Source organism: Streptomyces aureocirculatus (assembly GCF_000720475.1).
GTDB classification, from domain to species: Bacteria; Actinomycetota; Actinomycetes; order Streptomycetales; family Streptomycetaceae; genus Streptomyces; species Streptomyces aureocirculatus.
In genome coordinates, this window is record NZ_JOAP01000041.1 from 121037 (window position 1) to 145274 (window position 24238).

Below are 24238 nucleotides of genomic sequence, written 5' to 3' on the forward strand. Positions count from 1 at the left end.
AATCGGATCTCCCACCTGTGACTTGAGTCACAGGGCCCATATTTTGTTGACCCTGTGTACCGAGTGGGCAGCTCGCTGTGATTCAGTGACCGTGGCAATCGGACAGGTACAGAGACGGCGCGGACGCCGAGGGTGCGACGGCACGACGGGGTGCGGAAGAGGCGCGGCGGCGGCGAGGAGTATCGACCGGCACCACTGCGGTACGGGCGATGGGGCCTGACCGGCACCGGCAGCAGTATCCGGCAGTACGGGTGGCGGTACCTGCCCGTAGGGGAAGTAGTGCGTACCAGTTCAGGCAGTACGGGCAAGCGCGGAGACACAGAGGCTCAGAAGAAGCACGATCAGTCGGAAGAGTCGGAAGAGTCAGAGATACGGACACTGAGGACACTGAGGACGCTGCGGATCCTGGAGTTGCTGTCGAGGTCTCGGGGAGAGCGAGCATGGAGACCGAGTCGGAGCCGTACGTCCGTCTTGCGACCCTGCGGCAACTGCATCAGGTGGTTGCGGACCTCAACACGGCCCGCAGCCTCGCGGACACGCTGCAGACCGTCGCCGACGGCGTGGTGAACGGGCTTGGCTATGAGCTGGCGTGCGTCAACCTCGTGCGCCCTGACGGCGATCTCGTCGTCGCCGCCTTCGCGGGCAATCCGGCAGCCGAGGCCCTCATCACCGGCCGTGTGGGCTCCCGCGAGTCCTGGGAGCGCCGCCTGACCATGGGCGAGGCCTGGGGCGCGCTGCGCTTCATCCCGTACACGGAGGGCTGGATCCTCGACGAGGACGACGTGCCGCAGTGGTACACCGAGGGGCCCGAGCCGCGGTTCGAGGACGAGTGGCACCCTTCGGACCGGCTGTTCGCGCCGATGTACGCGACCGGGTCGTCCGGGGGCGAACTGATCGGTGTGATCTCCGTGGACCGGCCGCGCAACGGGCGGCGTCCCGGGGCGTGGGGGCGTGAGGCGCTGCAGATGTACGCGTTCCAGGCGGCCATCGCCATCAGCAACGCGCGGTTGCGGGCCAACATGCAGCGGGCCCTGGTCCGCCTCGAGCGCGAGCAGCAGGCGCTGCGTGCCAGCGAGGAGAGCTTCCGGCAGGCCTTCGAGTACGCGCCCAGTGGCATGGCCATCGCCGAGATGGGTGGCGATCAGCACGGGCGGATCCTGCGGACGAACGACGCGTTGTGCCGGTTGCTGGGCCGTCCCGCGTCGGCGATGCGCCGTTACTCCTTCTCCGAACTCGTGCACCCCGAGGACATCGGTACGTTGCTGCGTACGTCGGCGGAGGGCGGGCGGGCCGAGTTGCGGTTCGGGCGGCGGGACGGGACGTATGTCTGGGTGTCGCTGCGGAACTCGGTGGTGGCCGACGCCGCGGACGGGCCGCGGTTTCTGCTCACGCACGTCGAGGACATCGAGGAGCGCAAGCGGCGTGAGCTGCAGCTCGCGCACCGTGCCTCGCACGACTCGCTCACCGGCCTTCCGAACTCCGCGGAGTTGCGTGCCCGGCTCAGCGCCCGTCTCTGTCGCAGGCCGCATGCGGGTCAGCCGTCCACGGTGGACTCGCTGGATGCGGCGTACGACAACAGTGGGCTGTATGCGCCGGGGTACGCCGGGGGCCACGGGCAGGGCGTGGGCGCGGACCCGCAGGGCGACGGTTACGACCACCATGTTCACACCATCGCCCCGCCGGAGGAGGCCGTTCCGGACGACGGGACCAAGGGCCTCGCCGTCCTCTTCTGTGACCTCGACGGCTTCAAGTCGATCAATGACCGCTTCGGGCACCACACCGGTGACGCCGTTCTCATCGAGGTCGCTCGGCGGCTGACCAACGGTGTTCGGGACGGGGACACGGTGGCGCGGCTCGGTGGTGACGAGTTCGTGGTACTCGCCGACGGCCTTGGCAGGGCCGATGCGCAGGACCTCGCGGTGCGGCTGCGGAACGCGATCATCCCGCCGATCCGGGTGGACGGGCGGGCCGTGCGCGTCGGGGCCAGCTTCGGTATCGGATGGGCACATTGCGGGATGTCTGCGGATGAAGTGTTGCATTCGGCGGATCAGCGGATGTACATCGAGAAACGTTCGCGGGCCAAGCAGCATCGGCGGGCCGGGTGAGGGCGGAGGACCGCGGGCGGCCGAGCGGGATCCGGGGACGGGCGAGTGGGTTCCGGGGACGGGCGCGAGCGAACTCCCGTACGCGGTAACGGAACCGGCGGCGGGCGCCGCGCGTGAGTCGGGATGGGGGCGGGCGGCCGCCGGACCCCGCGCCCGCGCACCCGTTGGATGTCCTGGATGAAGTCAACGTCACCGTGGGCGGTCACCCGGAGCGGGTAGGCTCGCCCGCATCCGCGATGCGAGGGAGTGACCTGCGAATGACGCCCGGCAATAACGGCGAGCACACGCCGCGCGCGCCAGAGGGCGATGACGACCCGTTCGGCTATCTGTACGCGGATGGCCAGGCAGCCGGCGCGACACCGCCCTCCGGGGGCGGCGGGTACGGCTACCCCGGGCCGAGGTCGTACAACCACGTACGCGCGGTCGGCGAGCGGCAGTACGGCCAGCAGGCCCAGGGCCACGCCCAGGCCCCCGCGTACGGTTATCCGCCCGCCCAGACGCAGCAGCAGGCGTACGGGCAGCCCAACGCCCACTACGCCGCCCCGGAGGCGCAGCCGGGGGGCACCGCGCCGACGCGGCAGGCCGGTGGGCCCGGGGCGCCCGGGATGCCGGGCCACGCGGGCAACGGCGGCGGTCGCGGGCGGGGGCCCAACACCAAGGGTCTGCTGATCGGTGCCATCGCCGTGGTCGCCGTGGTGGCCCTCGGGATAGGTGCCGCGATGGTGTTCGGCGGCGGTGACGGGGACGACGGCGGGAACGAGGCGGGGCCGTCCCAGAACCAGTCCGTGTCCGAGGAGCCGAGCCCGACCGCGTCCAAGGACGACGGCAAGAAGCCCGAAGCCGACCTGCCCAAGGCCGACGCCAAGGCCCTGAAGCTGGAGGGCGGCACCACCACCGCGTCCGACATCAAGGGCGCCCAGTCCGCGGGCGGGGTGTACGTGTCCGGGTTGGAGAAGCCCGGGGCGCAGGTGACCTGGACGGTCGACGGGATTCCCAAGAGCGGTGCCTACACCGTCTTCGTGGGGTACTCCGTGCCGGGCAAGGCGGCCGAGACGACGCTCGGCATCAACGGCACGCCGTCCGGTCGCAAGCTCAACATGGACAACTTCACCGGTGCCGGGGAGGGGGCGTGGGACAAGGGCTGGACGAAGACCTTCGCCTTCGTCCAGTTGAACAAGGGCACCAATACGATCTCCGTCTCCTGCCAGCAGGGCGACAAGTGCGACGCGGTCCTCGACCGGGTGTGGCTGAAGGCGGGGCACGTCAAGGAGTAACAGGCCTGGTGAGCGCGTCAGTTCGTCAGGCGCAGGAAGCTCTCCACGACCCCGGCCATCGCCTCGCGGGCCGGGGTCAGGTATGTGCGGGGGTCGACGCCGGTGGGGTGGGCGGTGAGGTGGTCGCGTACCGCGCCGGTGAAGGCGGTGTTGAGGGCCGTGCCCACGTTGATCTTGGTCATGCCGGCGGTGATGGCGTGGCGGATCTCGGTGTCGGGGACGCCGCTTGAGCCGTGCAGGACCAGGGGGACCGGGACGGCCGTGCGCAGGGCCCCGATGAGGTCGTGGTCGAGGGCGGCGGTGCGTTCGGTCATGGCGTGGGAGGAGCCGACGGCGACGGCCAGGGCGTCGACGCCGGTGTCGGTGACGTAGGCGGCGGCCTCCGTCGGGTCGGTGCGGGCGCCGGGGGCGTGGGCGTCCAGCGGGGCCTCGCCCGCCTTGCCGCCGACCTCGCCGAGTTCCGCCTCCAGCCAGATGCCGCGCTCGTGCGCCCAACGCACCGCGTCGGCGGTCTCCTTGACGTTCTCGGCGTACGCGAGTTTCGAGGCGTCGAACATCACCGAGCTGAAGCCCTCGGCGTGTGCGGCGCGCAGCAGGGCGGTGTCGGTGACGTGGTCCAGGTGGAGGGAGAGCGGGGCCGAGGAGGCGCGGGCCACCGCGGCGGCCGCCGTAGCGATCGCGGTGAGGCGGCCGCCGTGGAACTTCACGGCGTTCTCGGATATCTGGAGGACGGCGGCGGTGCCCGCCCGTTCGGCGCCGAGGGCGATGGCCTCCGCGTGTTCGAGGGTGATGACGTTGAAGGCCGCGATGCCGCGGCTCCGGGTGACGGCGTGGGCGACGAGTTCGCCGGTGGTGGCGAGTGGCATGCTGACCCCATTCCCGGGCCTGCGGCGGCCCGTTGAGCTGCGTCGAGCTTGTCGGGTTGAGTCGAGCCGTCTCGGGCTGAGCCGAGGATGCCGGGCCGAGTCGAGCCGTCTCGGGCTGAGCCGAGGATGCCGGGCCGAGTCGAGCCGTCTCGGGCTGAGTCGAGCCGTCTCGGGCTGTGTCGGGCTGAGCCGAGCCATGCCGGGCCGAGCCGAGCCATGCCGGGCCGAGCCGAGCCGCGCCGCGCCGGGCCGAGCCGGGCCGAGCCGGGCCGGGCCGTGCCGGGCCGAGCCGTGCCGGGCCGTCTCGGGTTGCGGCGGGCGGCGTCCAGGCGTGCCCGAGCCGCCACCACCCGCTCCGCTCACTGCGCAGGTGGCTCGTCGCCCGTCACGGTGACCTTCGGCAGGACGTCCTCGTACACCGCCGCGTCGAACTCGCCAGCCACGGGGGCCGCGACCGTAGCCGCCGACAGGGCGACCGCGTTCGCCAGGCGGTCCGGCCAGGGCAGTTGGCGGACCAGGCCGGAGAGCAGGCCCGCGACGGCGGAGTCGCCGGCGCCGGTGGGGTTGCCGCGGATCAGGCCGGGCGGCCGGGCGCGCCAGGTGCCCTCCGGGGTGAGGGCGAGGAGGCCCTCGGCGCCGAGGGAGGCGACGACGGCGTGGGCACCGCGGCGGCGGGCGTCGCGGGTGGCCTGGGAGGGTTCGTGGGCGCCGGTGAGTTCGGCGAGTTCGTCGGCGTTGGGCTTGACGATGTCGGGGCGGGCGGCGACGCCGCGGCGCAGGGGTTCGCCGCTGGTGTCGAGGAGTACGGGTACGGCGGCGGCGCGGGCGGCGCGTACCAGGACGGCGTAGGCGCCCACCGGCACGCCGGGCGGCAGGCTGCCGCACAGGGCCACGGCCCGCACGTCGTCGCCCCGCAGCAACTCCTCGTACGCGGCGAGGAATCCGGACCACTCGGCGGGAGTGACGGTCGGGCCCGGTTCGTTGAGCTGGGTGGTGTCGCCGGTGCGGGCGTCCACGACGGCGAGGGTGCGGCGGGTCGCGCCCGCGACCGGGTACAGGCCGTCGGTGACGCCGGGGACGCTGGTCAGGTGGTCGCGCAGGGCGTGGCCGGTGTCGCCGCCCACGAAGCCGGTGACCGTCACGTCGTGGCCGAGGGCGGCGAGTACGCGGGCGACGTTCAGGCCCTTGCCGCCCGCGCGTTCGGTCACTTCGGTGACGCGGTGCGAGGCGTGCGGGGTGAGGACGGGAACCTTGTACGTGAGGTCGAGAGCGGCGTTCGGCGTGACCGTGACGATCACTGCTTCACCCCCGGGACGACGGAACACGGAGCTGTGCGCTGCGTGCGGCTCTCGGGTTCTGATCATGCCAAAAAGACGGCGGTTGGCCCAGACCTCGGACCAACCGCCTCACCCGAACGGTGCGTACGCGGGCCGGAGCCGCGTGGGGCGCCGGGTCAGGGCGCGGTGGGGTCGAGGACCCACTCGCCCTTGCGCATCACGCCCTTGAGCGCGAACTCGGCGTCCAGGACCACGATGTCCGCGTCCTTGCCGGGCTCCAGGGAGCCGATGCGGTCGTACATGCCGAGGAGCTTGGCCGGGTTCGCGGAGATGGCGGCCACGACGTCGCCGACGGGCAGCCCGTCGACGGTCACCGAGCGCTGGAACGCCCGGTCCATGGTCAGCGTGGAGCCCGCGATCGAACCGCCCTCGGTGAGCCGGGCGACGCCGTCCTTCACCTCGACCTCCAGCGGGCCGAGGAGGTAGGTGCCGTCCCCGAAGCCGGCCGCGTCCATCGCGTCCGTGATCAGGGCGACGCGGCCCGCGCCCGCGTGGTGGAAGGCCAGCTCGAAGGAGGCCGGGTGCAGATGCGTGCCGTCGTTGATCAGCTCGATGGTGATCCGCTCGTCCTCCAGGAGGGCGGCGATGGGGCCGGGGGCGCGGTGGCCGAGGCCGGGCATGGCGTTGTAGAGGTGGGTGGCGACGGTGGCGCCGGCGTCGATGGCTTCCTTCGTCTGCTCGTACGTGGCGTCCGTGTGGCCGATCGCCGCGATCACGCCCAGTTCGGCGAGGAGGCGTACGGAGTCGGTGCCGCCGGGGAGCTCGGTGGCGAGGGTGACCATGCGGGCCTGGCCGCGGGCGGCGTCGACGAGCTTGCGGACCTCCGCCGGGTCCGGGTGGCGCAGGAGTGCCTCGCTGTGCGCGCCCTTGCGGCAGGGGGAGATGAAGGGGCCCTCGAAGTGGATGCCGGCGATGTCGCCCTGCTCGGCGAGTTCGGAGAGCAGGCCCGCGCGCTGGGCGAGGGCGTCCATCTCGCCGGTGACGGTCGAGGCCACGACGGTGGTGGTGCCGTGCAGGCGGTGGGTCTGGACGCCGCGCAGGATGTCATCGGCCGTGCCGCTGGTGAAGGACGCGCCGCCGCCGCCGTGGTTGTGCGTGTCGACGAAGCCGGGGACCAGCCAGTGGCCGGTCAGGTCGACCGCCTCGGCGTCCGCGGGAGCGCTCCCTGCGATGCGGCCGCCGTCCGTGACGATGACGCGGCCGTTGGGGACGGTTCCGGTGGGCAGTACCACCTGGGCACCGGCGAGAACCTTGCTGGGGGCCATCAGGTGGTTACCTCCGGGGAGTCGTGGGGGTCTTCGGTGGGCCGGGGAGCCGCCAGGAGGTCCCAGGCGAGCAGGCCCGCGCCCAGGCAGCCCGCCGCGTCGCCGAGTGCCGCGGGGACGATCTCGGGCAGTGTCTGGAACTGCACCACGCGGTCGGCGATGGCCGCGCGCAGCGGTGTGAACAAGGTTTCCCCGGCCTCCGCCAGGCCGCCACCGATGATCAGGGTGTGCGGGTCCAGGAGGGTGAGGGCCGTCAGGAGGCCGTCGGCGAGGGCGTCCACCGCGTGCTGCCAGACGTCCACGGCGCGCGGGTCGCCGGAGCGTACGGCCTTCGCGCAGTCCGCGGCGTCCGCCGCCGGGTCGCCGCTGGCCTCCGCCCAGGCCTTGCTCACCGCGGACGCGGAGGCGAGGCGCTCCAGGCAGCCGCGCTGGCCGCAGCCGCAGGGCGGGCCGCCGGGGCGCACCACGATGTGGCCGATCTCGCCCGCCGAGCCGTGGGCGCCCGGTTCGATGGTGCCGTCGATGCCGATGGCGCCCGCGATGCCCGTGCCGAGCGGCACGAACAGGAAGCGGTCGGCGCCCTTGCCCGCGCCCAGACGGCCCTCTGCGAGGCCGCCGGTGCGGACGTCGTGGCCGAGGGCCACGGGGATGCCTTCCAGGCGGGTGCTGAGGAGGTCGCGCAGCGGTACGTCGGTCCAGCCCAGGTTGGACGCGTACACCGCGATGCCGTGGTCCGCGTCGACGATGCCGGGTACGGCCACGCCGGCCGCGGCGGCGGGTTCGCCCAGGTGGGCGAGGCCGTGGGCGTGGAGGTCCGCTGCGAAGTCGAGGATCGACCTCACCACCGCTTCGGGGCCTCGGGTGCGGCCGGTGGGGCGGCGGGCCTCGTGGAGCAGGGTGCCGTCTGCCCCGACCAGGGCGGCCTTCATTCCTGTGCCGCCCACGTCCAGGGCGATGACATGTCTCACGGGGACAGTGTCGCGTGTGACCCCGTGAGAGGTCTAGTCCACATGTTCTGGCCCCTGGGCCTTGGGGTGTGCTTCTTCCTCGGCCTCGGGGGGTGGGTGGGGTCCTCGCGGGGCGCCCCAGGCCCGCCCCTTTCCCGTAACCGGGGGCTGCGCCCCCTGGACCCCCCTTGTCGGCGCTTCGCGCCTCGTCCTCAAACGCCGGACGGGCTGGAAGACGTCGCCGGACGGGCTGGAAGACGTCGCCGGACGGGCTAGAGGTCGGGCAGGATCACGCTGCGTGTCAGGTTGCGGGGGTGGTCCGGGTTGTGGCCTCGGGACTCGGACACGGTCACCGCCAGGCGTTGGGCGTGGACGAGGGCGGCCAGGGGGTCCAGGCCGGGGTGGGTGATCGGGGTGCCGCCGGCTCGGGTGACGTCGGCGGTGAGTCCTTCCGGTGGGGTGCCGAAGGTCCAGGTGACGCGGCCGGGGCCGGTGATGGCGATGGGGCCGTGGCGGTACTCCATGGCCGGGTACGCCTCCGTCCAGGCCCCGGCTGCCTCCCGCATCTTCAGGGCGGCTTCGAGCGCGAGTCCGTAGGTCCAGCCGCGGCCGAGGAACGTCCACTGTTCGGCGGTCAGCAGGGCGGGGGGCAGGGGAGTGGTGAGCGCTTCCTCGGCGTCCGCGGCCGCCTCGGGCACCGGCTTCACGCCGGGGATGTCGCCGAGCCCCGCCCGCAGGAACGCGAGCGCCGTCGTGGCGAAGCGGGTCTGGACGACGGACTCCTCGTCGGCCCAGTCCAGGACCGCCACCGCGTTGGCCGCCTCCATGACGGGCGTCTTCGGGTCGCCGGTCAGGGCGAGGGTCGGGACGGTGCGGCGCAGCTCGCCGAGGAGGTGGAGGACCTCCGTCGTGGTGCCGGAGCGGGTGATGGCCACGACGCGGTCGTAGGCGCGGCCCGTGGGGAACTCGGAGGAGGCGAAGGCGTCCGTCTCGCCCTGCCCGGCCGCCTCGCGCAGCGCCGCGTACGCGATCGCCATGAACCAGGACGTACCGCACCCGGTCACGGCGACCCGTTCGCCCGGCCGGGGCAGGCCGTCGAAGGTGCCGGCGGCGTCGGCCGCACGGCGCCAGCAGTCGGGCTGGGTGGCTGTCTCTTCTGCGGTACGCGACATGCGCCAAGGCTCCTTGCCGGTGCGGGAGTTGTGGTCCGGGGTGCGGTGGGGCGGGTGCAGGGGAGTGCTTAGCAGGAGTACGTGGGCGCTGCAATAAGCCAAGGCCGTTGCAGAAGTGATATGCGGGTGGTGTAGACCTTGTATCGGGACGCGGGGGAAACTCGCAGTTCGGCCAGGAACGACGAGGGTGGGAAACAGCAGTGCAGCGGCGCGTGACAGGTCTGACCGCGGCGGTGGCCGCGCTGAGCATGACGGCACTGCTCGCCGGCTGCGGCGGCGACTCCGGCGACTCCGGTGATGTCACCCTCAAGCTCGTGGCCGCCGACTACGGCGACTCCTCGGCGAACACCTCCAAGAAGTACTGGGACGCGCTGTCGAAGAAGTTCGAGGCCGAGCACCCGGGCATCAAGGTCGATGTGACCGTGCACTCCTGGACGGACGTCGACCGCGAGGTCAAGGAGATGGTGAAGGACGGGAACGCCCCCGACCTCGCCCAGATCGGCGCGTACGCCGACTACGCCGCGCAGGACAAGCTGTACAGCGCCGACGACCTGCTCTCCATCCCCACCCAGGCCGACTTCCTCGCCCCGCTCTCCAAGGCGGGCGAGGTGAACCGGGTGCAGTACGGCATGCCGTTCGCCGCGTCCACGCGTCTGCTGTTCTTCAACGAGAAGCTGTTCAAGAGCGCCGGCATCAAGCCGCCGGAGAGCTGGAGCGAGCTGCAGGCCGCCGCGCAGAAGCTGAAGGCGCGCGGTGTGAAGATCCCCTACGCGCTGCCGCTCGGCCCGGAGGAGGCGCAGGCCGAGACGATGCAGTGGCTGCTCAGCGGGGGCGGCGGCTACACCGACAACGTCGGCTCGTACGACATCGACGCCAAGCCCAATGTGACGACCTTCAAGTGGCTGAAGGACGAGCTGGTCGGCAAGGGCCTCACCGGTCCGACACCACCCGGAAAGCTGAACCGTGCCGAGGCCTTCGCGGCCTTCACGCGCGGTGACGTCGGCATGCTCAACGGGCACCCCACCCTGATGCAGATGGCCGCGAAGAAGGGCCTGAAGTACGGGATGGTGCCGATGCCCGGCATCGACGGCAAGGCCCAGTCCACGATGGGTGTCGCCGACTGGATGATGGCCTTCAAGCAGAACGGTCACCGCAAGGAGATCGGCGAGTTCCTCGACTTCGTCTACAGCACCAAGAACGTCCTCGACTTCTCGCGCGAGTACGACCTGCTGCCCGTCACGACGTCCGCGTCGCAGGCGATGGCGGAGAACAAGGAGGACTCGGCGAAGCTCGGCCAGTTCCTCGAGGAGCTGCCCGCCTCGCAGCTCTACCCGGTCGGCAAGACGTCGTGGGCGCAGGTGTCCGTGCAGGTCAAGAAGTACATCGGCAAGACCGTCGACGAGAACGGCAACCCGGAGGCCATCCTCGGCCAGATCGAGGCGAAGGCCGCCGCGGAGGAGAACGCGCAGTGACCCGGTGGCGGGGCCGGGGTTAGCGTGGTCGTCATGACGGACTACCCAGAGCCCGGTGCTCCCGGTGCTCCCGGTGCTCCCGGTGGGCCTGGCGCGCCCGGTGCGGCGGACGACGCGCGGCCCGGTTCCGGTGAGCTCTCCGGGCGGGCCAAGGCGGTGCTCGCCCTGGAGCGGCGCAACTGGGCCGGGCCCGGCGCCAAGGAGCGGGCCGTCCGGGAGGAGCTGGGGCTCGCCCCGGTCCGCTACTACCAGATCCTGAACGCGCTGCTCGACGACGAGCGTGCCCTGGCCCACGATCCGGTCACCGTTAACCGGCTGCGGCGGGTCCGGCAGGCGCGGCGCGCCGAACGTTGAGGCTAAGGTCTGGCCTATGGGTGACCCGACGTACTGCCTGCCGCAGCCGCTGACGCCCGCCGGGCGTGACGGCCTCGCCGCGATCCTGGCCCGGCCCGAACGCGCCGTGATCGCCCTCGACTTCGACGGCACGCTCGCGCCGATCGTGCCCGACCCCGAGCAGGCGCGGGCGCACCCCGACGCGGTGCCCGCGCTCGCCGCGCTCGCGCCGAAGGTGTGCTCCGTGGCCGTCGTCACCGGTCGGCCCGCCGGGGTCGCCGTCCGCCACGGCGGGCTCGCGGGTGTTCCCGGCCTCGAACACCTCGTCGTCCTCGGGCACTACGGGGCCGAGCGGTGGGACGCCGTCACCGCGACCGTGCAGGCCGCCGAGCCGCATCCCGGGGTGGCGGGCGCGCGGGCCGAGCTGCCGGGGTTCCTGGACGCGATCGGGGCGTGGCACGGGACCTGGATCGAGGAGAAGGGGCGGGCCGTCGCCGTGCATACGCGGCGGGCGCGGGATCCGCAGGCGGCGTTCGAGGAGTTGCGGGGGCCGCTCGGTGAGCTGGCCGCTCGGCACGGGCTGATCGTCGAGCCGGGGCGGCTCGTGCTTGAGCTGCGGCCGCCCGGGATCGACAAGGGGGTCGCCCTGGTCGACTACGTACGGGAGGTGGGTGCCGAGTCCGTCCTGTACGCGGGGGACGATCTCGGGGATCTGCCCGCGTTCGCCGCCGTCGACAAGTTGCGGTCGGGCGGGGATGTTCGGGGGCTGCTGGTGTGCAGTGGCAGTGCGGAGGTCACTGAGCTGGCCGATCGTGCCGACGTCGTCGTCGACGGGCCCGCCGCCGTGGTCGCCCTCCTGGCGGGACTGGCCGCGCGGCTGACCTGACCTGGCCGTCGGCCGCGCTTCGCCGTACCCCTCCGCCAACATTACGGGCGCCGTAAGCCGGGGCTGTGCCCACCCTCCCCCAAGCTCTCGGCTCCGCTCGAGCAGGGAGGTACCCCCCTCGCCCCTGGCGGACCAGTTGCCCACAGCGGAGGGGCAAGGGTGGGTGGGCGGCGGGCATCACGAGCGCCTCGTGGAGCGCCGCCGCCGTGCCCGAGACGTCGTACGGGTTCACGGTGAGCGAGTCCTCACCCAGCTCCGCGTACGCACCCGCCTCGCGGGAGAGAACAAGCGCGCACCCCTCGTCGGAGACGACGGGCACCTCCTTGGCGACGAGGTTCATGCCGTCCCGGATGGGGTTGACGAGGGCGACGTCGGCGAGCCGGTACGCGGCGAGGGAGCGCGCGAAGTCGTCCTTGACGTGGAGGACGACGGGCGTCCAGTCGGCGGTCCCGTACGCGGAGTTGATGGACTCGGCGACACGCGAGACCTCCGCCGTGTAGTCGCGGTACACCGCGAGGTCCTGCCGCGAGGGATAGGCGAACGCGACGTGCACGACCCGCTCGCGCCACTCCGGCCGCTCCTCCAGGAGGAGCCGGTACGCGTGCAGGCCGCGCACGATGTTCTTGGACAGTTCGGTGCGGTCCACCCGGACGACGGCCTTACGGGGCGCCCCCGTCGGGTCCGTGCCGATCTGCTCCCGCAGCACCACGAGCCGTTCCTCGACGTCGTCCCGGCGCGACCGCTCCCGCAGGAAGTCCGCGTCGGCCCCGAGCCCGTGCACGCCGACGCGCGTGCCCGTCGTACCGCCGAGGAGCGCCACGCAGCAGTCGGTGAAGGCGTCGGCCCACCGCCCGGTGAGGAACCCGAGCCGGTCCGCGCCGAGCATCCCGCGCAGGATCTGCTCGGCGATGTCGTCGGGCAGCAGCCGGAAGTAGTCGACGGGCGCCCAGGGCGTGTGCGAGAAGTGCCCGATGCGCAGGTCGTCGCGGAGTTCGCGGAGCATGCCGGGCACCAGCGTGAGGTGATAGTCCTGTACGAGGACGGCCGCGCCCGGCGCCGCCTCCAGCGCGAGCGCCTCGGCGAAGGCCCGGTTGTACGTCTCGTACGCGGCCCACTGCGCCCGGAACTCAGGGCCGAACGCGGGTTCGAGCGGCGTCTGGTACAGCATGTGGTGCACGAACCACAGCACCGAGTTCGCGATGCCGTTGTACGCGTCGGCGTGCACGGCGGCGTCGATGTCGAGCATCCGCACACCCGGCTCGCCGACCCCGCGCCGCACGGCCTCGCGGTCGCCGTCGCCGAGCGCCGAGCACACCCACAGGGCGTCGGCCTCGTCGCCGATGGCGCTGAGCCCGGAGACGAGCCCGCCGCCGCCGCGTTTGGCGTCGAGCGTCCCGTCCTCGCCGAGGGAGTACGTCACAGGGCCGCGGTTCGACGCGACGAGGACCTGGGCGGCTGCGTGCTCGGAGACCATGTGGCGAACCTAGCCGCTGACGGAAACGCTCAAACGTACGGGCGGCCGACGTCACATCCCCGCCGGGTCCAACCGGGCCGACCGTGCCGGGTCCGACAGGACCGCCCCCGCCGGGTCCGACCGCCCGATCACGCCGGGTCCGACCGCGACCGACCGCGCCGGGTCCGACCGCCCGATCACGCCGGGTCCGACCGCGACCGACCGCGCGGTGAACCGCCCGCTCAGGCCACCCGGCGCCGCGCGTACTCCGCGACCTGCGCCATCGGTGGCCGCTCCGCGGTGTCCACGGGGTGCGTCCGCGGCTCGAAGCCGTGCTCCCCGCGGACGAACTGGGTCAGCTCGGGGCGTACGAGATGGGCGCGGGCGAGCCGCACCTGCGCGGTGCGGTAGATCGCCGCCGCCATCCGCCCGAGGGCCTGCCCGTCCTGATGGCGGTGGACGCGTACGCCGACGTCGACCTGCGCGAGGGCGTCCAGGCCCACGGTGTGCAGCGCGTCCACGAGCAGCCCGAGCTCGACCCCGTACCCGACGGGGAAGGGCAGGCGTTCGAGGAGCGACCTGCGGGCCGCGTACTCGCCGCCGAGCGGCTGCACGAACCCGGCGAGCTGCGGCCAGTGCATGTTCAGGAGCGGGCGCGCCATCAGCTCGGTGACCCGGCCGCCCTGTCCCGGAGCCGAGCCGAGGGGGCGGTCGTACATCGCCTTCACGAAGTCCACGTCGGGCTCGGTGAGGAGCGGCCCCACGATGCCGGAGACGAAGTCCGCCGAGAACTCCTTCAGGTCCGCGTCGACGAACGCGACGATGTCACCGCGGGTGGCCAGGAGGGACCGCCACAGGACCTCGCCCTTGCCCGGCAGCGCGGGAAGGCGCGGCAGGATCTCGTCGCGGTGCACGACCCGGGCGCCCGCGGCCGCGGCGACCTCGGCCGTGCGGTCGCCCGAACCGGAATCGATCACCACCAGTTCATCGACCAGCGGTATCCGCTCCATCAGGGCGCGGCGGATCTCGGCCACGATGCCGCCGACGGTCTCCTCCTCGTCGAGAGCGGGCAGTACCACGCTCACCGAGGTGCCCGCTGCCCGTTTGGCGGTCAGGAGGGCGGTGAGCGGGCGGTCGGCGACGGACCAGGAACGCCTGCTCAGCCAGCGCTCGACCTCTTCCAGCACGCGCGGTCCTCCCGATTGTGATCCATCTCGCGCTTCGGACGACTATCTCAAGCGTCCAGGGCTTCGGTTACAGTCTTGAACAACGCGCATGACCATCGCATGTCGGTGGCCGCCGCGTCACAAATGCCCGGGCGTTCCGCGCCCGGCGCCATACCGCTCATCCAGAGGGGCAGAGGGATACGGCCCGTTGAAGCCCCGGCAACCACCCAGTCGGTCTCGTACGCGATCCATCGGATCCGGCGTCGCGAGGCTCCCGGCTCGGGAAGGTGCCAATTCCGTCTCGCGGCGAGATGCGCCGCGAGGAAGATGAGGAGAAAGGGCCTCGCCTCCATGGCTGTGCAGACCGTCGAAACCTCCCCCGCCACCGGCGCCACCGCTGCTACCGGGACCCCCGCCGTCGACTTCGGCCCCGCGTCCGGCCTCTCCTGCCGCGAGTGCGGAACCCGCTTCGAGCTCGGCCCGATCTTCGCCTGCGCCGAGTGTTTCGGACCGCTCGAAGTCGCCTACGACCTGCCGCTCGGCGACCCGGAGGCCCTGCGCAAGAAGATCGAGTCCGGTCCGGCCAACATCTGGCGGTACGCGCCGCTGCTCCCGGTCCCCGCCGACGTGGCCGACAAGCCGAACCTCAACCCGGGCTGGACCAAGCTCGTCAAGGCCGACAACCTCGCCCGTGAGATCGGCGTCGAGCCGGGCAAGCTGTTCGTCAAGGACGACTCGGGCAACCCCACGCACTCCTTCAAGGACCGCGTCGTCGCGCAGGCCCTTGAAGCCGCCCGCGCCTTCGGCTTCACCACCCTCTCCTGCTCCTCCACGGGCAACCTCGCGGGGGCCGTCGGCGCCGCCGCCGCCCGCGCGGGCTTCCGTTCCTGCGTGTTCATCCCGCACGACCTGGAGCAGGGCAAGGTCGTCATGGCCGCCGTGTACGGCGGTGAGCTCGTCGGCATCGAGGGCAACTACGACGACGTGAACCGCTTCTGCTCCGAGCTCATCGGCGACCCGCTCGGCGAGGGCTGGGGCTTTGTGAACGTCAACCTGCGGCCTTACTACGGCGAGGGCTCCAAGACCCTCGCGTACGAGATCTGCGAGCAGTTGGGCTGGGTGCTTCCCGATCAGCTCGTGATCCCCATCGCCTCCGGCTCCCAGCTCACGAAGATCGACAAGGGTCTGAAGGAGCTGATCGCGCTCGGCCTGGTCGAGGACAAGCCGTACAAGATCTTCGGCGCCCAGGCGGAGGGCTGCTCGCCGGTCTCGGCCGCGTTCAAGGCCGGGCAGGACGTGGTCCGCCCGCAGAAGCCGAACACCATCGCCAAGTCGCTCGCCATCGGCAACCCGGCCGACGGGCCCTACGTCCTGGACATCGCGCGGCGCACCGGCGGTGCGGTGGAGGACGTCGACGACCAGCAGGTCGTCGACGCGATCAAGCTCCTCGCACGTACGGAAGGGATCTTCGCCGAGACGGCGGGCGGGGTGACCGTGGGGGTCACTCGAAAGCTGGTCGAGGCCGGGCTGATCGATCCCGCCCTCACCACCGTCGTGCTCAACACCGGGGACGGTCTGAAGACACTTGACGCTGTCGCTGAGACTTCGCAGGCCAGCGCGACCATCAAGCCGAGCCTTGAGGCGTTTCGCTCCGCCGGGCTTGCCGGTTAGGCGCCGTAGGGCCTGATCGCCGTCGCCGACGAACGGTCGTGGTCCGTCCTCGCGCAGTTCCCCGCGCCCCTTTCAGGGGCTCCACTCCCGTCCCTCAGAGGTGAACCCCATGAGCGTGAACGTCCGGATTCCTACCATCCTCCGCACCTACACCGGCGGCAAGGCCGAGGTCGCCGCCGAGGGGGGCACCCTCGGTGAGGTCATCGCCGATCTGGAGAAGAAGCACACCGGAATCGCCGCCCGGGTCCTGGACGATCAGGGCAAGCTGCGGCGGTTCGTGAACGTGTACGTCAATGACGACGACGTGCGGTTCGAGCAGGGCCTGGCGACGGCCACGCCGGACGGCGCGGGCGTCTCGATCATTCCGGCCGTCGCCGGCGGCTGCTGACCGTACCCGGAGTCACCGGTATTGCCCCCTCCGCGAGAGAAAGCGGAGGGGGCAATTCTGTATGGTTGAGCGCGGTACAGTATGGGAATGGAGCTTCGCCTCCCGCCTCGGGTCATGCCCGGCGCATATGCGAAGTCGGCCTCGGGCCGACAAGAAGCAGCCAAAGTATGCGGCCCATTCAAGCCTTATGCGGCTTTTGCCCGGCCCGACTTGCCCCGAACCTCGGTGAATTCTCCCCATATCGGAAAACAGTCCTGCCCAGAATTCTCGTCCGATTGACCTGTTGCAGACGGCAGTTGGACAGATACATTCAGCCGCGGTCGACGCGTTCCGGCGCACACCCCCACACCCATGGGGAGTGAGGTCTGACCCGGGTCCGCGAAGTGCGGTCCTGCGCAAGGGCCAGTAATAGGGGAGTTAGGCATGGCTCAGGGCACCGTCAAGTGGTTCAACGCGGAGAAGGGATATGGCTTCATCGCGGTCGACGGTGGTGCGGATGTATTCGTCCACTACAGCGCGATCCAGATGGACGGCTACCGCACCCTGGAAGAAGGTCAGCGAGTCGAGTTCGAGATCTCGCAGGGCCAGAAGGGTCCGCAGGCGGACATGGTCAAGCTCGCCGTCTGAAGCGGCTTGACGCGATCGGCCACCGACACGACGCAGACGAAGGGCCCGCACCCCGGGAACGGGGCGCGGGCCCTTCGTGCGCCCGGCGCGGGCCGGCGGGTGCGCTCCCCCTCCCCCCTCCGGGGTCCGGGGGCAGCCTTGCACTCTCGGGGGTCGAGTGCTAATCATTGGCGTTAGCACTCTACGAGTGAGAGTGACAGAACTTGGATCGGGTCGGTGAGGTCCGCAGGCCGGGTGGGGCAAGGAACCACACGGCACGCAGACCGTCCGTCGCGGGCGCCAGCACGGTCCGTTTGCTTTTCCACCCCGTCCGGGAGGACCACTTCACATGGCCAAGATCATCGCGTTCGACGAGGAGGCACGGCGCGGCCTCGAGCGCGGCATGAACCAGCTCGCCGACGCCGTCAAGGTGACCCTGGGCCCCAAGGGTCGCAACGTCGTCCTCGAGAAGAAGTGGGGCGCCCCCACGATCACCAACGATGGTGTGTCCATCGCCAAGGAGATCGAGCTCGAGGACCCGTACGAGAAGATCGGCGCCGAGCTGGTCAAGGAAGTCGCGAAGAAGACGGACGACGTCGCCGGTGACGGCACGACGACCGCGACCGTCCTGGCCCAGGCGCTCGTCAAGGAAGGCCTGCGCAACGTCGCGGCCGGCGCCAACCCGATGGCCCTCAAGCGCGGCATCGAGAAGGCCGTCGAGGCCGTCTCCGGCGCCCTCCTTGAGCAGGCGAAGGATGTCGAGACCAAGGAGCAGATCGCTTCGACGGCCTCCATCTCCGCCGCCGACACCCAGATCGGCGAGCTCATCGCCGAGGCCATGGACAAGGTCGGCAAGGAAGGCGTCATCACCGTCGAGGAGTCGCAGACCTTCGGTCTGGAGCTTGAGCTCACCGAGGGCATGCGCTTCGACAAGGGCTACATCTCGGCGTACTTCGCCACCGACATGGAGCGTATGGAGGCGTCGCTCGACGACCCGTACATCCTGATCGTCAACTCCAAGATCTCCAACGTGAAGGACCTCCTTCCGCTCCTGGAGAAGGTCATGCAGTCGGGCAAGCCGCTGCTGATCATCGCCGAGGACGTCGAGGGCGAGGCCCTGTCCACGCTGGTCGTCAACAAGATCCGCGGCACCTTCAAGTCCGTCGCCGTCAAGGCCCCGGGCTTCGGCGACCGCCGCAAGGCCATGCTCGGCGACATCGCCATCCTCACCGGTGGCACGGTCATCTCCGAGGAGGTCGGCCTCAAGCTGGAGAACGCCGGTCTCGACCTGCTCGGCCGCGCCCGCAAGGTCGTCATCACCAAGGACGAGACGACCATCGTCGACGGCTCCGGTGAGAGCGACCAGGTCCAGGGTCGCGTCAACCAGATCCGCGCCGAGATCGAGAACAGCGACTCCGACTACGACCGCGAGAAGCTCCAGGAGCGCCTGGCGAAGCTCGCGGGCGGCGTGGCCGTCATCAAGGCCGGTGCCGCCACCGAGGTCGAGCTCAAGGAGCGCAAGCACCGCATCGAGGACGCCGTGCGCAACGCCAAGGCGGCCGTCGAGGAGGGCATCGTCGCCGGTGGTGGCGTGGCCCTGCTCCAGGCCTCCTCGGTCTTCGAGAAGCTGGAGCTGGAAGGCGACGAGGCCACCGGTGCCGCCGCTGTGAAGCTGGCCCTTGAGGCCCCGCTGAAGCAGATCTCCGTGAACGCCGGCCTTGAGGGCGGCGTCATCGTGGAGAAGGTCCGCAACCTCACCCCGGGTCACGGCCTGAACGCCGCGAACGGCGAGTACGTCGACATGATCGCCGAGGGCATCATCGACCCGGCGAAGGTCACGCGCTCCGCGCTGCAGAACGCCGCGTCCATCGCCGCGCTGTTCCTCACCACCGAGGCCGTCATCGCTGACAAGCCGGAGAAGGCCGCTGCCGCGGGCGCTCCGGGCGGCATGCCGGGCGGTGACATGGACTTCTGATCGGCCCCTGTGGTTGATCGGCTGTCCTGAAGCCGTACGGCTTTCCTGAGTTGTACGAAGGGGCGGTGCCCTCCGAGAGGGGGGTGCCGCCCCTTTGGCGCGCCCGGGTCCTTCCCGGGGGGGGGCTTTTCGCGGTGCGTGTGCCCCAGGCGGAATGTGGCGGTCCAGTGGGCTGTTGACGAATGCGGAGGATGCCTCCGTTCCATTCGTGACCGATCTGACCGACCTTCTGAGGAGCTCATTCATGGCCCCCGTCTCCGCCCCCGCGGACCGTGCCCCCGCCGACCGCGCCGCCGCGGTCCTGTCCCGGCCCTTCACCCTCGGCGGGCTCACCGTTCCGAACCGGATCGTGATGGCGCCGATGACCCGGAACTTCTCCCCCGACGGGGTTCCGGGCGCGGACGTGGCCGGGTACTACGCCCGGCGGGCCGCCGCACAGGTCGGACTGATCATCACCGAGGGCACCTACGTCGGCCACGAGTCGGCGGGTGAGAGCGACCGCGTCCCGCGCTTCCACGGCGCGGAGCAGCTCGCGGGCTGGGCGAAGGTCGTGGACGCCGTGCACGAGGCGGGCGGCAAGATCATGCCGCAGCTCTGGCACATCGGCATGGTGCGCAGCGCGGGGCAGCCCCCGTTCGCGGACGCCCCCGCGGTCGGTCCCTCCGGGCTGCGCCTCGACGGCACCGAGGGCACCGGCAGGGCGATGACGCGCGCCGACCTCGACGCCGTGATCGGGGCGTTCGCCGAGGCCGCCGCCGCCGCCGAGCGCATCGGCTTCGACGGCGTCGAACTGCACGGCGCGCACGGCTACTTGATCGACCAGTTCCTGTGGTCGGGCACCAACCGGCGCACGGACGCGTACGGCGGCGACCTGGTGGCCCGCACGCGGTTCGCGGCGGAGATCGTGGCCGCCGTCCGCGCGGCCGTCGCCCCGGACTTCCCTGTCGTCTTCCGCTACTCCCAGTGGAAGGCCGACGCCTACGACGCCCGTCTCGCCGACACCCCGGCGGAACTCGACGCCCTCCTCTCCCCGCTCGCCGCGGCCGGTGTGGACGCCTTCCACGCCTCGACGCGCCGCTACTGGCTGCCCGAGTTCGGCGACTCCGATCTGAACCTGGCGGGCTGGACGAAGAAGCTCACCGGCAAGCCGGTCATCACCGTCGGCTCCGTGGGCCTCGACGGCGACTTCGTGCGCGCCTTCCAGGGCGAGGGCGCCCCCGTCCAGGGTCTCGACAACCTCCTCGACCGCCTGGAGCGCGACGAGTTCGACCTCGTCGCCGTCGGCCGCGCCCTCCTCGCGGACCCGCGGTGGGCGGCGAAGGTCCTCGGCGGTGCCTTCGACGAGCTGTCGTCGTACGACCCGAAGGCGCTGGCGACGCTGAGCTGACCCGCGGTCGGCGGAGCCGGCGGAGTGGGGTGGGCGGGACCGTCGCGGTCCCGCCCACCCCACTCGTGTTTCCGGGGGCCGCGCGAATCCCGGAAAAACTTCGGGGCGGGTGTCAACCGGATCGTAGGCCGCGGGGCTAGAGAAGGTGTACCGACCAGATGGGGAGCACGTCATTGACCGCTGAGGAATTCGAGGAGTTCTACGCCCATGCGGTCAGACGGCTCACCGGACAGCTCTATGTGATGCTCGGCGATCTGCACGAGGCGCAGGACGTCGTGCAGGAGGCGTTCGTCAAGGCCTGGAGCAGGCGTGGGCGGCTGCGGCGCGAGGCCGCGCCCGAGGCCTACGTACGGACCGTTGCCTGGCGGCTCGCGCTGCGCCGCAGGCAGGGTCTGTTCCGGGCCGAACAGGCCTGGCAGCGGCACGGCGGGCCCGGCGCCGCGGACGCGCCTGATCCCGGCGCGGTCGTTCTGGTCGAGGCGCTCAGGGAACTGTCCCCGCAGCAGCGCAGGACCGTGGCCCTGCGTTACGTGTGTGATCTGTCCGTCGAGCAGATCGCCCACGAGACGGGCCTGTCCACCGGCACGGTCAAGACCCATCTCTCCCGTGGCAGGGCCGCGCTCGCGCCCCGACTGCGGGACCTCTCCACGCAGGAGGCGCACGGTGGCTGAGCAGCCACGCGACGGGCACCCCGACGGCGGGCACCCCGACGGCGGGGGCCGTCCCGATCCCGGAAGTCGTCCCTATCCCGGGGGTCGCCCCGACGCCGGGGGTTGTCCCGGCCCCGGGGGCCGTCCCGATGACGACAGCGCTCTGGCGGCTGCGCTGCGGGGGCTCGCGGGGCAGGGGCACGGGCTTGCCGCCCCCGCGGCGGCCGCGGAGATCACCCGGCGGGGTGAGCGGGTGCGGCGGCGGCGCTTCGCTGTGCTCGCGGCGGCCGCCGTTGTTGTTTTCGGTGGGGTGAGTGGGGTGCTGGTCGGGGTTGCCGATCAGGGGGAGGGGGGTGTGCGGCCCGCCGGGCGTACGGACGGGCCTGCGTCCGTCCCCGCGCCGTCCTCCGGGGACTCGCCGGGGCCCACCACGGTGCCGTCCGGCTCGGCGCCGCCGCCTTCCGCCTCGGTGCCGCCGCCGTCCTCGTCCGGGCCGCCGCCCACCACTGACCCTACCGGGTCCGGGTCCGGGTCCGGGTCCGGGTCGGGGTCCGCGCGGACGTATCCGCCCACTGGGGGGCCGGAGTCGTCCGGGGCGCCCCCCGGTTAGCGTGCCGCCCTTTCGGGGGCTGCGCCCCCGGACCCCCCTATCGGCCTGAACGGCCTCGTCCTCAATCGCCGGACGGGCTTGGATTGCCCACCGGACGGGTTGAAACCGCCCGCCCGCCGGACAGGTGGAAAGCCGCTTGCCGGACGGGTTGAAACCGCCCGCCCGCCGGACAGGTGGAAAGCCGCTTGCCGGACGGGTTGAGACCGCCCGCCCGCCGGACAGGTGGAAAGCCTCTTGCCGGACGGGTTGAAACCGTCCGCCCGCCGGACAGGTGGAAAGCCGCTTGCCGGACGGGTTGAAACCGCCCGCCCGCCGGACAGGTGGAAAGCCGCTTGCCGGACGGGTTGAAAGCGCCCGCCCGCCGGACAGGTGGAAAGCCGCTTGCCGGACGGGTTGAAAGCGCCCGCCCGCCGGACAGGTGGAAAGCCGCTCGACGGATGGGCCGAAACTGCCCGCCCACCGGACGGGCTGCACAGCACCGTGTGTCGAAACGGAGATCGCCCATGGCCACGGCCGCCCCCTCCCGTCCGGTACGGACGGCCCCCGCGCCCCTCGCGGGAGCGTCACCGTGGCAGCGGGTGCGGGTCGGGGCCGACGACCGGCAGGTGCTGCTCGTCTATCTGCTCACCCGGGCCGGGCTGTGGCTCACCGCCTACTGTGGGGCGCAGTTGTTCCCGCGTGATCCGGAGGCCCGGCGCGGTGCGGCCGTGCTCGGGGTCTGGGAGCAGTGGGACTGGGTGCATTTCCGGCACATAGCGGAGCACGGTTACAGCCGTGCCGACGACGCCGTGCCGGGGTTCGCCAACGAGGAGGCCTTCTTCCCCGGCTTTCCGCTGCTGCTGCGGGCGGTGCACACGGTGGTGCCGCACTGGGGCGTGGCAGGTCTGCTGATCTCCCTGGTGACCGGGGCCGTCGCGGTGCTCGCGCTGGCCCGGATCGCGGGGGCCACCGGCGGTGCGGGGGCGGCGGGCGGGCGGCGCGCGGTGCTGCTCGTCCTGCTCTCGCCGTGCGCGGTCTTCCTCGCCGCCGGGTACACGGAGTCCCTCTTCCTCGCGCTCGCCCTGCCCGCCTGGCTGGCCGCGCTGCGGGGCCGCTGGGCGCTCGCCGCCGTGCTCACCACGGCCGCCACCGCCGTCCGGGTCAGCGGACTCTTCCTCGCGGCCGCCCTGGCCGTGCAGTTCGTGGTGAGCGTCGGCGCCCGCCCGGCGAACCGGCGCTGGCGCCCGCTGCCGTGGCTCGCCCTGCCCGCGCTCCCCGTCCTCCTGTACACCTGGTACCTGTACGCCCTCACCGGTGACTGGATGGCCTGGAAGCACGCCCAGGAACGCGGCTGGAACCGGGAGTTCCACGCGCCGTGGGAGGCGTGGGCGAACACCTGGCGGGCCGCTTTCGACGGCGACTACCGCTCCGGGTACGCCCTGATGTTCGCGGCCGAACTCGTCGCCATGCTCGTCGGTCTCGCCCTCCTCGCCGTCCTCCTGCGCCGCCGCCGCTGGCCGGAGGCGACCTACATCGCCCTGAGCCTCTGGGCGCTCGGCACCTCGTACTGGTACATGTCGCTGCCCCGCGCCACCCTCCTGTGGTGGCCGCTGTGGGCGCTCCTCGGCGCCTGGTCGCTGCGCCGCGCCTGGGTCACGAACGTCCTTGTGGGCGTGCTCGTACCGCTGTCCACGGTGTTCGCCCTCGCGTTCACCACGGGACGCTGGGCCGGGTGACCGGCGGCCGCTGCCGCGCTACTCCGTACGGGAGTTCTCCAGGGCCGCGCGCAGGTGGCCGTCGGACTCGGTGAGGAGGCGGGCGGCCGTGGGGCCGTCGACCGAACCGAGGATGGTGAGGATCGCGTTCTTCACCTCGCCGTCGGTGGCGGTGAGCGCGGCCTCGATCTCCGCGTCGTCGGCGCCGGTGGCGAGGGCGACGATGCGGCGTGAGCGGGCCCGCAGCTTCTCGTTGGAGGCGCGCACGTCGACCATGAGGTTCCCGTACGTCTTGCCGAGCCGGATCATCGTGATCGTCGACAGCATGTTCAGGACGAGCTTCTGGGCCGTGCCCGCCTTCAGCCGGGTGGAGCCGGTGAGGAGTTCGGGGCCGACGACGACTTCGATGCCGTGCTCGGCGGCGTCGGCGAGGGCGCTGTCGGCGTTGCAGGACAGGCCGATCGTCAGGGCGCCCCGGGCACGGGCGTGCTCCACCGCGCCGACGGCGTAGGGCGTACGGCCGGACGCGGAGATGCCGACCACCGTGTCGTCGGCGGTCAGGGTGAGCGAGTCCAGGTCCTGCGCGGCCAGGTCCTCGCGGTCCTCGGCGCCCTCGACCGCCGTCACGAGCGCGCTCGGGCCGCCCGCGACCAGGCCCACAACGTCGCCGGGGTCGGTGTTGAACGTCGGCGGGCACTCGGAGGCGTCGAGCACGCCGAGCCGCCCCGCGGTACCGGCACCCGCGTAGATCAGCCTGCCGCCGCGGGCCATGCGCTCGGCGGTGGCGTCGATCGCCGCGGCGATGCGCGGCAGCTCCGCGGCGACGGCCGCCGGGACGCCCGCGTCCTCGCCGTTCATGATCCGCGCGATCTCCGACGTCGGCAGCCGGTCGATCTCGGACAACTCGGGCCGGAACGCCTCGGTGGTGAGGGACTCCAACTGGGCCCGGAGTTCGCCGTAGCCGTCTGTGGTGGAGGTCAT

General features: G+C 71.9%; 21 protein-coding genes and 1 riboswitch. Of the genes, 12 read left to right on the top strand and 9 right to left on the bottom strand.

The window, feature by feature from the left end; translation table 11 throughout:
- Nucleotides 1–440: 440 nt before the first annotated feature.
- Both cdgB and IG78_RS0130935 read left to right on the top strand, forming a co-directional pair.
- Nucleotides 441–2105 (top strand): diguanylate cyclase CdgB, encoded by a 1665-nt coding sequence (cdgB, locus tag IG78_RS0130930; RefSeq protein ID WP_030569219.1) that lies wholly within the window; start codon nt 441–443, stop codon nt 2103–2105.
- Between the two features lie 257 nt (nt 2106–2362).
- The gene (locus tag IG78_RS0130935) at nt 2363–3379 is read left to right on the top strand and encodes a carbohydrate-binding protein (protein ID WP_030569222.1); all 1017 of its coding nucleotides are present in this window, start codon (nt 2363–2365) and stop codon (nt 3377–3379) included.
- 17 nt (nt 3380–3396) lie between these two features.
- Here the strand turns inward: IG78_RS0130935 and IG78_RS0130940 are convergent, their stop codons facing one another.
- The 5 genes from IG78_RS0130940 to IG78_RS0130960 form a co-directional block, all read right to left on the bottom strand.
- Nucleotides 3397–4245, bottom strand: a complete 849-nt coding sequence (locus tag IG78_RS0130940) for a class II fructose-bisphosphate aldolase (protein WP_030569225.1) — start codon at nt 4243–4245, stop codon at nt 3397–3399.
- A 359-nt stretch (nt 4246–4604) separates the two neighbouring features.
- Nucleotides 4605–5543, bottom strand: a complete 939-nt coding sequence (locus IG78_RS0130945) for a 1-phosphofructokinase family hexose kinase (protein ID WP_030569228.1) — start codon at nt 5541–5543, stop codon at nt 4605–4607.
- Between the two features lie 155 nt (nt 5544–5698).
- On the bottom strand, nt 5699–6847 hold the full coding sequence (gene nagA / locus IG78_RS0130950) for an N-acetylglucosamine-6-phosphate deacetylase (protein WP_030569231.1): 1149 nt from the start codon (nt 6845–6847) through the stop codon (nt 5699–5701).
- Nucleotides 6847–7815, bottom strand: a complete 969-nt coding sequence (locus IG78_RS0130955) for an ROK family protein (RefSeq protein ID WP_078965728.1) — start codon at nt 7813–7815, stop codon at nt 6847–6849. Before IG78_RS0130955 ends, nagA begins: the two co-directional genes overlap by 1 nt.
- 251 nt (nt 7816–8066) lie before the next feature.
- Entirely contained in the window at nt 8067–8966 is a 900-nt protein-coding gene (locus IG78_RS0130960; protein WP_030569237.1) for an SIS domain-containing protein, read from the bottom strand.
- Between the two features lie 200 nt (nt 8967–9166).
- On the opposite strand from IG78_RS0130960, the gene IG78_RS0130965 reads away from it, so the two are divergent.
- The 3 genes from IG78_RS0130965 to otsB are packed head-to-tail and all read left to right on the top strand — an operon-like array spanning nt 9167 to nt 11657.
- Nucleotides 9167–10438, top strand: a complete 1272-nt coding sequence (locus IG78_RS0130965; protein WP_030569240.1) for an ABC transporter substrate-binding protein — start codon at nt 9167–9169, stop codon at nt 10436–10438.
- A gap of 33 nt (nt 10439–10471) precedes the next feature.
- Complete coding sequence (locus IG78_RS46515; protein WP_078965729.1) at nt 10472–10792, top strand: DUF3263 domain-containing protein; 321 nt, start codon at nt 10472–10474, stop codon at nt 10790–10792.
- A 16-nt stretch (nt 10793–10808) separates the two neighbouring features.
- Nucleotides 10809–11657 (top strand): trehalose-phosphatase, encoded by an 849-nt coding sequence (otsB, locus tag IG78_RS0130975; protein WP_030569246.1) that lies wholly within the window; start codon nt 10809–10811, stop codon nt 11655–11657.
- On the opposite strand, the gene IG78_RS0130980 is transcribed toward otsB, so the two are convergent.
- Both IG78_RS0130980 and IG78_RS0130985 read right to left on the bottom strand, forming a co-directional pair.
- Entirely contained in the window at nt 11566–13131 is a 1566-nt protein-coding gene (locus IG78_RS0130980; RefSeq protein WP_249926147.1) for an alpha,alpha-trehalose-phosphate synthase (UDP-forming), read from the bottom strand. The two genes, otsB and IG78_RS0130980, sit on opposite strands and share 92 nt — an antisense overlap.
- A gap of 221 nt (nt 13132–13352) precedes the next feature.
- Nucleotides 13353–14297 (bottom strand): glucosyl-3-phosphoglycerate synthase, encoded by a 945-nt coding sequence (locus IG78_RS0130985; protein ID WP_030569252.1) that lies wholly within the window; start codon nt 14295–14297, stop codon nt 13353–13355.
- 154 nt (nt 14298–14451) lie between these two features.
- Nucleotides 14452–14610, top strand: a riboswitch (SAM riboswitch).
- Between the two features lie 17 nt (nt 14611–14627).
- Here IG78_RS0130985 and thrC point away from each other — a divergent pair.
- The 6 genes from thrC to IG78_RS0131015 all read left to right on the top strand — a co-directional run bounded on the left by thrC (nt 14628) and on the right by IG78_RS0131015 (nt 20974).
- Nucleotides 14628–15947, top strand: a complete 1320-nt coding sequence (thrC, locus tag IG78_RS0130990; protein ID WP_030569255.1) for a threonine synthase — start codon at nt 14628–14630, stop codon at nt 15945–15947.
- Between the two features lie 109 nt (nt 15948–16056).
- Nucleotides 16057–16335 carry a MoaD/ThiS family protein gene (locus IG78_RS0130995; RefSeq protein ID WP_030569258.1) on the top strand — a complete coding sequence of 93 codons (279 nt, stop codon included), beginning with the start codon at nt 16057–16059 and terminating at the stop codon, nt 16333–16335.
- Nucleotides 16336–16758: 423 nt separating this feature from the next.
- A complete protein-coding gene (locus IG78_RS0131000) occupies nt 16759–16962 on the top strand; it encodes a cold-shock protein (RefSeq protein WP_005315736.1) in 204 nt (67 codons plus the stop codon).
- 328 nt (nt 16963–17290) lie between these two features.
- Complete coding sequence (gene groL / locus IG78_RS0131005; protein ID WP_030569261.1) at nt 17291–18916, top strand: chaperonin GroEL; 1626 nt, start codon at nt 17291–17293, stop codon at nt 18914–18916.
- Nucleotides 18917–19160: 244 nt separating this feature from the next.
- Nucleotides 19161–20303: an NADH:flavin oxidoreductase gene (locus IG78_RS0131010; RefSeq protein ID WP_030569264.1), complete on the top strand. Its 1143-nt coding sequence runs from the start codon at nt 19161–19163 to the stop codon at nt 20301–20303.
- A gap of 173 nt (nt 20304–20476) precedes the next feature.
- On the top strand, nt 20477–20974 hold the full coding sequence (locus IG78_RS0131015; RefSeq protein WP_030569267.1) for a SigE family RNA polymerase sigma factor: 498 nt from the start codon (nt 20477–20479) through the stop codon (nt 20972–20974).
- Between the two features lie 318 nt (nt 20975–21292).
- Here the strand turns inward: IG78_RS0131015 and IG78_RS0131020 are convergent, their stop codons facing one another.
- Nucleotides 21293–21526, bottom strand: coding sequence for a hypothetical protein (locus IG78_RS0131020; RefSeq protein WP_030569270.1), 234 nt, complete (start codon nt 21524–21526; stop codon nt 21293–21295).
- Between the two features lie 540 nt (nt 21527–22066).
- Between IG78_RS0131020 and IG78_RS0131025 the strand changes: the two genes are divergently transcribed.
- Nucleotides 22067–23278 carry a mannosyltransferase family protein gene (locus IG78_RS0131025; RefSeq protein WP_030569273.1) on the top strand — a complete coding sequence of 404 codons (1212 nt, stop codon included), beginning with the start codon at nt 22067–22069 and terminating at the stop codon, nt 23276–23278.
- An 18-nt stretch (nt 23279–23296) separates the two neighbouring features.
- On the opposite strand, the gene murQ is transcribed toward IG78_RS0131025, so the two are convergent.
- Nucleotides 23297–24238: an N-acetylmuramic acid 6-phosphate etherase gene (murQ, locus tag IG78_RS0131030; RefSeq protein WP_030569275.1), complete on the bottom strand. Its 942-nt coding sequence runs from the start codon at nt 24236–24238 to the stop codon at nt 23297–23299.

Coding starts and splice junctions, on each gene's coding strand:
- IG78_RS0131000 (WP_005315736.1), top strand. CDS start 16,759: ATGGCTCAGGGCACCGTCAAGTGGTTCAACGCGGAGAAGGGATATGGC.
- IG78_RS0130980 (WP_249926147.1), bottom strand. CDS start 13,131: ATGGTCTCCGAGCACGCAGCCGCCCAGGTCCTCGTCGCGTCGAACCGC.
- IG78_RS0130995 (WP_030569258.1), top strand. CDS start 16,057: ATGAGCGTGAACGTCCGGATTCCTACCATCCTCCGCACCTACACCGGC.
- murQ (WP_030569275.1), bottom strand. CDS start 24,238: ATGACCTCCACCACAGACGGCTACGGCGAACTCCGGGCCCAGTTGGAG.
- IG78_RS46515 (WP_078965729.1), top strand. CDS start 10,472: ATGACGGACTACCCAGAGCCCGGTGCTCCCGGTGCTCCCGGTGCTCCC.
- thrC (WP_030569255.1), top strand. CDS start 14,628: ATGGCTGTGCAGACCGTCGAAACCTCCCCCGCCACCGGCGCCACCGCT.
- otsB (WP_030569246.1), top strand. CDS start 10,809: ATGGGTGACCCGACGTACTGCCTGCCGCAGCCGCTGACGCCCGCCGGG.
- IG78_RS0130960 (WP_030569237.1), bottom strand. CDS start 8,966: ATGTCGCGTACCGCAGAAGAGACAGCCACCCAGCCCGACTGCTGGCGC.
- groL (WP_030569261.1), top strand. CDS start 17,291: ATGGCCAAGATCATCGCGTTCGACGAGGAGGCACGGCGCGGCCTCGAG.
- IG78_RS0130940 (WP_030569225.1), bottom strand. CDS start 4,245: ATGCCACTCGCCACCACCGGCGAACTCGTCGCCCACGCCGTCACCCGG.
- IG78_RS0130935 (WP_030569222.1), top strand. CDS start 2,363: ATGACGCCCGGCAATAACGGCGAGCACACGCCGCGCGCGCCAGAGGGC.
- IG78_RS0131025 (WP_030569273.1), top strand. CDS start 22,067: ATGGCCACGGCCGCCCCCTCCCGTCCGGTACGGACGGCCCCCGCGCCC.
- cdgB (WP_030569219.1), top strand. CDS start 441: ATGGAGACCGAGTCGGAGCCGTACGTCCGTCTTGCGACCCTGCGGCAA.
- nagA (WP_030569231.1), bottom strand. CDS start 6,847: ATGGCCCCCAGCAAGGTTCTCGCCGGTGCCCAGGTGGTACTGCCCACC.
- IG78_RS0131010 (WP_030569264.1), top strand. CDS start 19,161: ATGGCCCCCGTCTCCGCCCCCGCGGACCGTGCCCCCGCCGACCGCGCC.